General features: G+C 37.1%; 1 pseudogene. It reads right to left on the bottom strand.

The annotated features are described in order from the left end of the window. Window positions 1-16: 16 nt before the first annotated feature. Window positions 17-286 (bottom strand): annotated as a pseudogene (deoA, locus tag ACSG5Z_RS31750) (pyrimidine-nucleoside phosphorylase); the annotation flags it as partial.

The following is a 286-nucleotide window of genomic DNA, read 5'->3' as shown; positions in this document are numbered from 1 at the left end:
CCATTGCATGTGCTTATTCTTTTGCATCTTCTTCTGTTTTCATAAATGCGCCACCACCTGTTTTTACATCAAGTACGATTGCGTCAGCACCAGCTGCAATTTTTTTACTCATAATTGAACTCGCGATTAAAGGAATTGAGTTTACTGTTCCTGTTACATCACGTAATGCATAAATCTTTTTATCTGCAGGTGTTAAGTTTCCAGTTTGTCCAATAACAGCTACTTTGTCACGGGTTACAATATCAATGAACTGCTCTTTCGTAATTTCAACGTGGAATCCTTCTAA

Source organism: Bacillus pretiosus, assembly GCF_051294775.1.
In the GTDB taxonomy this organism is placed as follows: domain Bacteria; phylum Bacillota; class Bacilli; order Bacillales; family Bacillaceae_G; genus Bacillus_A; species Bacillus_A wiedmannii.
The sequence above is the reverse complement of the archived record's forward strand: the minus strand, read 5'-3'. Positions and strand labels throughout refer to the sequence as shown.